The organism is Janthinobacterium aestuarii (assembly GCF_051380835.1).
GTDB lineage: Bacteria > Pseudomonadota > Gammaproteobacteria > Burkholderiales > Burkholderiaceae_D > Janthinobacterium > Janthinobacterium aestuarii.
In genome coordinates, this window is sequence record NZ_JBNYXU010000007.1 from 337,515 (window position 1) to 345,654 (window position 8,140).

The window sequence follows — 8,140 nt, forward strand, 5'->3', positions numbered from 1 at the left end:
GCCTTTCCTGGACGATACGGGATTAGAGTCGAACCATGCCGGCCGCGACGGTCTGGTGGGTGACTTCATCGATCAGGATGAAGGCGCCGGTGGCGCGGATATCGGCATACGCGTCGGCAGCCAGCGCCTGCTGCACGTTCAGGCTGATGCGGGCGATGTCGTTCAGTTTCAAGCCTTCGGCCGGATGGCGCTGCTGCGTATTGATGTCGAGGATCGATTCGATCGCCGTCACCTTGGCCGCCGTCTGCTTGGTGCCGTGCTTAATCCAGTACTTGCGGCGCAAGTCCAGCGCGTCTTCCGACAGCCAGCACACGTCGGCCACCACTTGTTTCAGCAGGGTGGCAGGGCGCTCGCTGCTCGCCAGCAAGTCGCCGCGCGAGATATCGAGGTACTCATTGAGCAGCAGGGTCACGGACTGGCCCACCACGGCCGTTGGCAGCGAACCGTCCAGGGTGACGATATCTTTCACGGTTGCCGTCTGGCCCGATGGCTGGACCACGAGGGTGTCGCCGATGCTGACCTTGCCCGCCTCGATGCGGCCCATGTAGCCGCGGAAGTCGTTTGCTTCGTGGCCGTTGTGGCGCGCCACGAGCTGCACCGGGAAGCGGAAGGGCGTGTCGTGCGATTCGTCGTAGACGGACAGCGATTCGAGCAGCTCGATCAAAGTCGGGCCCGTGTACCAGCCCAGCTTGTTACCGCGCTCGACGACGTTGTCGCCGGTGAGTGCCGACAGCGGGATCGGTGTGATGTCCTTCAAGCCCAGCGACTGGGCAAATTCGCGGTAGGCGGCCACGATGCGGTTGTACACCGTTTCATCGTAGTCGACGAGGTCCATCTTGTTGACGGCCACGACCACGTGCTCGATCTGCAGCAAATGGGCAATCGTCGAGTGGCGTTTGGTCTGGATCAGCAATTCCACGCTGCCGTCGTCGCCCAGCTTCACTTTCGACACGTCGATCAGGATGATGACGGCGTCGGCGGTGGAAGCGCCCGTGACCATGTTGCGCGTGTATTGCTCGTGGCCCGGCGTGTCGGCGATGATGAACTTGCGTTTGGGCGTGGCAAAGTAGCGGTATGCCACGTCGATGGTGATGCCTTGCTCGCGTTCCGCTTCCAGGCCGTCCGTCAGCAAGGACAGGTCGACCGTGTCGCCCACCGTGCGCTTGTGCTTGGAGCGCGACATGGCGTCGAGCTGGTCGGCGAAGATGCCCTTGCTGTCGAACAGCAAACGGCCGATCAGCGTGCTCTTGCCGTCATCGACGGAACCGGCCGTGATGAAGCGCAGCATGCCGCGCTCCAGGCTGTCGGTGAGGTTGGTGTTCTGGATTGCTGCGTTCATTAGAAATACCCTGCTTTCTTGCGTTTTTCCATCGAGGCTTCGGAAGTCTGGTCATCCATGCGGGTGGCGCCCCGCTCCGTGATTTGCGTGATTGCCGTCTCGGCGATGATGGCATCGACCGTCGCCGCATCGGACGATACGGGGCAGGTGCACGAGATATCGCCCACCGTGCGGAAGCGCACGACTTGCGTTTCGACCGTTTCGCCTTCGCGCGGCGGCGTCAGATCCGTCAGCGGCACCAGCAAGCCGTTGCGCGGGATCACCTGGCGCTCGTGCGCGAAGTAAATTGGCGGCAATTCGAGTTGCTCGCGGGCGATGTATTGCCACACGTCCAGCTCGGTCCAGTTGGAGATCGGGAAGACGCGCATGTTTTCACCGGGATGGACGCGGGTGTTATACAGGTCCCACAGTTCCGGACGCTGGGCTTTCGGGTCCCAGGCGCCGAATTCGTCGCGGAACGAAAAGATGCGTTCCTTGGCGCGGGCCTTTTCTTCGTCGCGGCGGGCGCCGCCGATGCAGGCGTCAAAACCGTGTTCGGCGATGGTTTCCAGCAAGGTCACGGCCTGGGCCGCGTTACGTGAATCCGTGGCCGGGTTGCGCAGACGCACGGTGCCGCGCTTGATCGAGTCTTCCACGGAGCCGACGATCAGGCGTTCGCCCAATTCCGCCACTTTCTTGTCACGGAAAGTGATGACTTCCGGGAAGTTGTGGCCCGTGTCGATATGCACGAGGGGGAATGGAAACTTGCCTGGGCGGAAGGCTTTCTCGGCCAGGCGCAGCAGGACGACGGAATCCTTGCCGCCGGAAAACAGCAGCGCAGGGTTGGCCGATTCGGCCGCCACTTCGCGCATGATGTGGATGGCTTCCGATTCAAGGCTGTCGAGGTGACGCTGGTTCAAAATATTGCTCATATGGGTGCTTTCTTGTTCTGCTGAGTCTGTTGTGTCTGTTCAGGCTGCCACGGATTTGATGCGTATCAGTTTGCCGTCCACCATGTGCAGGCCGCATTCCTTGGAGTCGGGGTTTTCCCACCACCAGCGTCCGGCGCGCACATCTTCACCGGGCTGCACGGCGCGCGTGCACGGTTCGCAGCCGATCGACGGGTAACCCTGGTCGTGCAGCGCGTTGTACGGCACGTCGTTGGCGCGGATGTAGGCCCACACGTCTTCTTCCGACCAGTCCGCCAGCGGATTGAATTTCGTCATCGCGTGCGCCGCGTCGTCTTCCTGCACGTGCAATTCGGCGCGCGTGGTGGACTGCGCGCGGCGCTGTCCCGTGACCCAGGCCTTGTTGCCGGCCAGGGCGCGGCCCAGCGGCTCGACCTTGCGGATGCGGCAGCATTCGCGGCGCATCTCGACGCTGTTGTAGAACGCGTTCAGACCGTTCTGTTCCACGTAAACGGCCACGGCTTCCGGCTGCGGGCGGTACAAGGTGATGTCGTGGTCGTAGCGGGTTTTCACCTTGTCGAGCACGGCCAGGGTTTCCTGGTGCAAGCGGCCTGTTTCCAGGGAAAAGATGCCGATGGGCAGCTTCGCCTTGAGTATCATGTCGGTCAGCACCATGTCTTCGGCTGCCAGGCTGGACGCGAACACGGCCGGCGAAAAATCCGCAGCGATACGTGTCAGCGTTTGCTCGGTGGCGTCAATCAAAGAAATCAAATCGCTCATGATTGGTCCTCAGATGCCGGCCGCGTTGTCGAGGTCAGGATTCTGGCCTTCGCGCTGGTGGCGGCGGAACAGCGGCGATTTTTGATCCCACGACGCCTGGTAGGTTTCCGAAAAGACCGATAAACCTTTCAGGGCGTCATGGATGCTGCGGTCGGGGCGTGTCGCATACGCGTCAAAGCCGACCCGGTGCATGGAAAACAGCTGGTCGCGCAGCACGTCGCCAATCGCGCGCAATTCGCCCTGGAAACCGAGACGGGCGCGCAGGTTGAATGCGATGGAATAGCCGCGGCCATCCGTGAATTTCGGGAAGTCCACGCCGATGACGGGCAGTTGCGCCACGTCGGCCGCCAGTTCTTCCGGGCGCTCGTCGCTGGCCAGCCATACGCCGATGTCGGGCAGGCGGGCGGCCAGAGTTTCGCGCTGGGCTTGCCATACGAGCAGCGGCACGATGACCTTGCCGGCTGGCACGACGACCGTTTCCGGCGCGTCGTTTTCATCGAGGCGCAGCAAGCCCCAGGTATTCGGCACCACGGCGGCGTTCTTGATGATTTCTTCGCGTACTTCAAACATATTCGTCTTCTCCCACCAGGTTGCCGACCGTGATCGGCGTTGCATATACGTGTTCCTTGAACGGCGCCAGGCCCAGGCGCTGGGCCGTGTCGACGAAGCGCTCGCCTTCGTGGCGGTCGCGCACGTAGACGTGCAGCAGGCGGCCGATGACTTCAGGCATCTGCAGGGAAGAGAACGATGGTCCGATGATCTTGCCGATGGCCGCGTTGTTGCCTTGCGCGCCGCCTATCGACACTTGATACCATTCGCTGCCATCCTTGTCGACGCCGAGGATGCCGATGCTGCCCACGTGATGGTGGCCGCAGGCATTGATGCAGCCGGAAATATTCAGTTCGATCTCGCCGATGTCGTGCTGGAAGTCGATGCTGTCGAAACGTTCCGCGATGGCGGCAGCGATCGGCAGCGACTTGGCGTTCGCCAGCGAGCAGAAATCGCCACCGGGGCAGCAGATCATGTCCGTCAGCAAGCCGATGTTCGGCGTGGCCAGGCCATGGGCCTTGGCTTCCTGCCACAGTGCAAACAGTTTCGATTGCTCGACGTCGGCCAGCACCAGGTTTTGCTCATGCGTCACGCGCAGTTCGCCGAAGCTGTAGCGGTCGGCCAGGTCGGCCACGAAGTCGATCTGCTCGGCCGTCGCGTCGCCGGGCGGCACGCCCGTTTTCTTCAGGGACAGCACGACGGCCACATAGCCGGGGCGCTGGTGCGGCTTGACGTTGCGCGCCAGCCAGTTCACATAGGCCTTGTTGTCCGCGTGCTCGGCCTGGTAGTCGAGTTCCGGCAAGGTCAGGTAGGCAGGCGGATTGAAGAAGTCCGCCACGCGCTGCATTTCTTCGGCCGTCAGGGTTTCCGGACCGTCTTTCAAGTCGACCCATTCGGCTTCCACCTGGCGCGTGAACTCCTCCACGCCGATGGCTTTCAGCAAAATCTTGATGCGCGCCTTGTATTTGTTGTCGCGGCGGCCGTGCAAATTGTACACGCGCATGATGGCCTGGATGTAGGTCAGCAAATGCTGCCACGGCAGGAAGTCGCGCACGACGCTGCCCAGGATCGGCGTGCGGCCCATGCCGCCGCCGGCCATGACCTTGAAGCCCACTTCGCCAGCTTCGTTGCGCACGGCCGTCAAGCCGATATCGTGCACGGCGATGGCGGCGCGGTCTTCCTCGGCGCCATTGATGGCGACCTTGAATTTACGCGGCAAGGCGATGAACTCGGGGTGGAAGGTGCTCCACTGGCGCAATACTTCCGCGTACGGGCGCGGATCGATGATTTCATCGGCTGCGACGCCGGCGAACGGGTCCGATGTTGTATTGCGGATACAGTTGCCGGACGTCTGGATCGCGTGCATTTCCACGGAAGCGAGGTCCGTCAGGATATCGGGAGTCTGCTCCAGCTCGATCCAGTTGAACTGGATGTTCTGGCGCGTCGTGAAGTGGCCGTAGCCGCGGTCGTACTTGCGCGCGATGTGCGCGAACATGCGCATCTGCTTCGACGACAGCAAGCCGTACGGGACGGCGATGCGCAGCATGTAGGCGTGGCGTTGCATGTACAGGCCGTTTTGCAGGCGCAGCGGAATGAATTCCTCTTCCGTCAGTTCATTGGCGATACGGCGCGCAACCTGGTCTCGGTACTGGGCGATGCGTTCTTTGATGATGAGGTGGTCGTACTGATCGTAATGGTACATATCAATTCCTAAAAAAGCCGGGGTGCTGGAAGATTGCCTGGGATTATGTTCTTGATACTGCTCTTGTCACTTGTTCGGTAATTAATAGATTAGCTTCACTGCCACGCCGGTCAAGGTCATCGCCAGCAGCACTCGTAAAAACTTTTCCGGCACGGAGCGGGCGACCCAGGAACCGAGCGTGATGCCGGGCAGGGAGCCGACCAGCAAGGAGGCCAGCAATTCCCAGTGGATGGAACCGAGCCACCAGTGGCCCAGGGCGGCGATGGCCGTCAGGGGCACGGCATAGGCGATATCGGTACCCGCCACTTCGGCCGAGCTCATGCGTGGATACAGCATCACCAGCAGGGTCGCGCCGATGGCGCCGGCGCCGATCGACGAGACCGTTACCAGCACGCCCAGCACGGCGCCGGCAATAATGGTCGCGGCGGCAAGCTTGTTGCCTTGCAATTGTTTCTCGGGGTGCGCATTGATCCAGGCCAACATGCGGCCCTTGAAAATCAGTGCCACGACGGTCAGCAGCACGGAGCCGGCGATCGAGTAGCGGATGATCTGGCCGATTTCCGGCGACAAGGTGCCGAACGATTTGAGCGCCAGGGTCGCAAGGACGGCGGCGGGCAGGGCGCCGATACACAGGCGCTTGACGATATCCCAGCGGATGGTGCCGCGCAGGCGGTGCGTCAGCGTTCCCGCGCTCTTGGTGATCGAGGCGAACGCCAGGTCGGTACCGACGGCCACGGAAGGCGGTACGCCAAACAGCAGGGTTAACAGCGGCGTCATCAGCGAGCCGCCGCCCACGCCGGTCATTCCTACGAGTAATCCTACGGCAAATCCTGAGACTATATAAGACAAAGTCATGCTTGCACCCCCAAAGTACCCGCAATAGTAATAAACTTAGTGTTTATTCCAAACTACTAAGTACGCATTTGCTTATATGCGATATGCGTATATGCATGAACGCAAAATCATGGGTGGGGCGGAAACTCGGCAAATCACGGCAATCTAAGGCAAACCAGCAATGAATCTCCATCAACTGCGCTTCGTGCGCGAAGCGGTCCGGCAGAATTACAACCTGACGGACGCCGCCAAGGCCTTGTTTACGTCGCAACCGGGTGTATCGAAAGCCATCATCGAGCTGGAGGAAGAGCTGGGCGTGGATATTTTCACGCGCCATGGCAAGCGCATCCGCGGCTTGACGGAGCCGGGCCGCCTGGTGCTGGAGTCGGTCGAGCTGATCATGCAGGAAATCGACAGCATGAAGCGCATCGGCAAGGAATTCGCGGCGCAGGACAGCGGCAGCTTTACCATCGCCACCACGCACACGCAGGCGCGCTACACCTTGCCCAAGGTCGTGCAAGCCTTCATGCTGAAGTTCCCAAAGGTAAGATTGTCTTTGCTGCAAGGCAATCCTCGCCAGATCGCCGAGATGGTGCAGCGCGACCAGGCCGACCTGGCCATCGCCACGGAATCGATCGCGGCCATCGATGGCTTGATAACCTTGCCATGCTATCAATGGGAGCACGTAGTGGTGGTGCCCGTCGATCATCCGCTGCTCAAATCGAAGTCCGTGACCCTGGAAGAAATCGCCGCTTTCCCCCTGATTACCTATGACAGCGCGTTCGCCGGACGCAACAAGATCGACCACGCTTTCGTGCTGCGCGGCTTGAAACCGGACATCTTGCTGGAAGCCATCGATGCGGACGTGATCAAGACTTATGTCGAGTTGGGCATGGGGATTGGTATCATAGCGGGTATGGCCTTCGATGCCGAGCGCGACAAAGGCTTGCGCGCCATTCCTGTCGGCCATCTGTTCGGCATGAATGTGTCGCGCGTGGCCGTCAAGCAGGGCGCGTATTTGCGCAGCTATATCTATACCTTTATCGAGTTGCTGACGCCGACCCTGAACCGCAAGCTCATCGAGCAGGCGATGAGCGGTGATAAAGAGCACTACGAACTATAACAATGCATGAGGCCGGCCGGGCGAGGTGCCTGGCCAAGATTATTTAAGAAGAGAAGAAACAATGATTACCGATCAGCTTGCCAAATATTACGCCACCATCGCGCAGCAGTACGAGCGCGTCTATGACAAGCCCGAACGCCAGGAAGACCTGGAAGTGTTGCGCGACAAGGTCGCCGACGTGCTGGAAGGCCACACCGTGCTGGAACTGGCTTGCGGCACCGGCTACTGGACGGAAGTGGTCGCCGAGTCGGCCGAGTCCGTGCTGGCCACCGATATCAACGATGAAATGCTGGCGCTGGCCCAATCGCGCGGCTTGCCCGACAACGTCAGTTTCGCCAAGCTCGACGCCTTCAATTTGCCCGATGACTTGCTGGGCAAGTTCACGGCCGTGTTCGCCGGTTTCTGGTGGTCGCACGTCAAGCGCGAAGACCAGGACAAGTACCTGAAGCAATTGCGCACGAAACTGGGCAAGGACATCCTGCTGGTACTGATCGACAATTCCTATGTCGATGGCAGCAGCACCGTGATCGCGCGCACCGATCTGGAAGGCAATACCCACCAGTTCCGCACGACGGATGGGGGCGAGCGCTATGAAGTGCTGAAAAATTTCCCGTCAGATAGCCACCTGCGCAAGAAGTTTGCCCACTCGGCCCGCGAAATCCGCATGAAACGCCTGGAATACTACTGGCTGTTGAGCTGCCGCCTGAAGTAAGGCTGATCTGTCTATGCGGTAGGTCGGATTAGCCCGTAGGGCGTAATCCGACAGGCGTTGTCGAAGGCGCTAGTCGGATTACGCGTGGCCTTGCCCCGCTAATCCGACCTTGTATTATTCCCTTCATGCCGTTCGTGATATTGCGAACGGTATCGACCGCTGTCAAAATCTTGGTAGGCATATCAAGACCGGGTAACTGGATGCCGTATCCGCC

Annotated in this window: 7 protein-coding genes and 1 pseudogene; 2 read left to right on the forward strand and 6 right to left on the reverse strand. The window is 60.6% G+C overall.

The features are described 5' to 3' along the window. Positions 1 to 22: 22 nt before the first annotated feature. The 6 genes and pseudogenes from ACQ4WO_RS20095 to ACQ4WO_RS20120 all read right to left on the reverse strand — a co-directional run bounded on the left by ACQ4WO_RS20095 (position 23) and on the right by ACQ4WO_RS20120 (position 6,112). A complete protein-coding gene (locus tag ACQ4WO_RS20095) occupies positions 23 to 1,339 on the reverse strand; it encodes a sulfate adenylyltransferase subunit CysN (protein WP_436482949.1) in 1,317 nt (438 codons plus the stop codon). Further along, a pseudogene (cysD, locus tag ACQ4WO_RS20100) lies at positions 1,339 to 2,256 on the reverse strand (sulfate adenylyltransferase subunit CysD); the annotation flags it as partial. The gene ACQ4WO_RS20095 and the pseudogene cysD, both read right to left, overlap by 1 nt. A gap of 33 nt (positions 2,257 to 2,289) precedes the next feature. Next, positions 2,290 to 3,006: a phosphoadenylyl-sulfate reductase gene (locus ACQ4WO_RS20105; RefSeq protein ID WP_436482950.1), complete on the reverse strand. Its 717-nt coding sequence runs from the start codon at positions 3,004 to 3,006 to the stop codon at positions 2,290 to 2,292. Between the two features lie 9 nt (positions 3,007 to 3,015). Further along, on the reverse strand, positions 3,016 to 3,576 hold the full coding sequence (locus ACQ4WO_RS20110) for a DUF934 domain-containing protein (protein WP_436482951.1): 561 nt from the start codon (positions 3,574 to 3,576) through the stop codon (positions 3,016 to 3,018). Then, the gene (locus tag ACQ4WO_RS20115) at positions 3,569 to 5,257 is read right to left on the reverse strand and encodes a nitrite/sulfite reductase (RefSeq protein ID WP_436482952.1); all 1,689 of its coding nucleotides are present in this window, start codon (positions 5,255 to 5,257) and stop codon (positions 3,569 to 3,571) included. The genes ACQ4WO_RS20110 and ACQ4WO_RS20115 overlap by 8 nt, the downstream gene beginning before the upstream one ends. Positions 5,258 to 5,338: 81 nt before the next feature. Next, positions 5,339 to 6,112: a sulfite exporter TauE/SafE family protein gene (locus ACQ4WO_RS20120; protein WP_058049636.1), complete on the reverse strand. Its 774-nt coding sequence runs from the start codon at positions 6,110 to 6,112 to the stop codon at positions 5,339 to 5,341. Positions 6,113 to 6,272: 160 nt separating this feature from the next. Here ACQ4WO_RS20120 and ACQ4WO_RS20125 point away from each other — a divergent pair, with 160 nt between their 5' ends. Both ACQ4WO_RS20125 and ACQ4WO_RS20130 read left to right on the forward strand, forming a co-directional pair. After that, a complete protein-coding gene (locus tag ACQ4WO_RS20125; protein ID WP_034751505.1) occupies positions 6,273 to 7,214 on the forward strand; it encodes a CysB family HTH-type transcriptional regulator in 942 nt (313 codons plus the stop codon). A gap of 61 nt (positions 7,215 to 7,275) precedes the next feature. Beyond that, positions 7,276 to 7,926 (forward strand): class I SAM-dependent methyltransferase, encoded by a 651-nt coding sequence (locus ACQ4WO_RS20130; RefSeq protein WP_436482953.1) that lies wholly within the window; start codon positions 7,276 to 7,278, stop codon positions 7,924 to 7,926. Positions 7,927 to 8,140: the final 214 nt, after the last annotated feature.

Bases quoted from the DNA above. Each gene is read 5' to 3' on its own strand.
- ACQ4WO_RS20125 (WP_034751505.1), top strand. From the start codon at position 6,273: ATGAATCTCCATCAACTGCGCTTCGTGCGCGAAGCGGTCCGGCAGAAT.
- ACQ4WO_RS20095 (WP_436482949.1), bottom strand. From the start codon at position 1,339: ATGAACGCAGCAATCCAGAACACCAACCTCACCGACAGCCTGGAGCGC.
- ACQ4WO_RS20130 (WP_436482953.1), top strand. From the start codon at position 7,276: ATGATTACCGATCAGCTTGCCAAATATTACGCCACCATCGCGCAGCAG.
- ACQ4WO_RS20110 (WP_436482951.1), bottom strand. From the start codon at position 3,576: ATGTTTGAAGTACGCGAAGAAATCATCAAGAACGCCGCCGTGGTGCCG.
- ACQ4WO_RS20120 (WP_058049636.1), bottom strand. From the start codon at position 6,112: ATGACTTTGTCTTATATAGTCTCAGGATTTGCCGTAGGATTACTCGTA.
- ACQ4WO_RS20115 (WP_436482952.1), bottom strand. From the start codon at position 5,257: ATGTACCATTACGATCAGTACGACCACCTCATCATCAAAGAACGCATC.
- ACQ4WO_RS20105 (WP_436482950.1), bottom strand. From the start codon at position 3,006: ATGAGCGATTTGATTTCTTTGATTGACGCCACCGAGCAAACGCTGACA.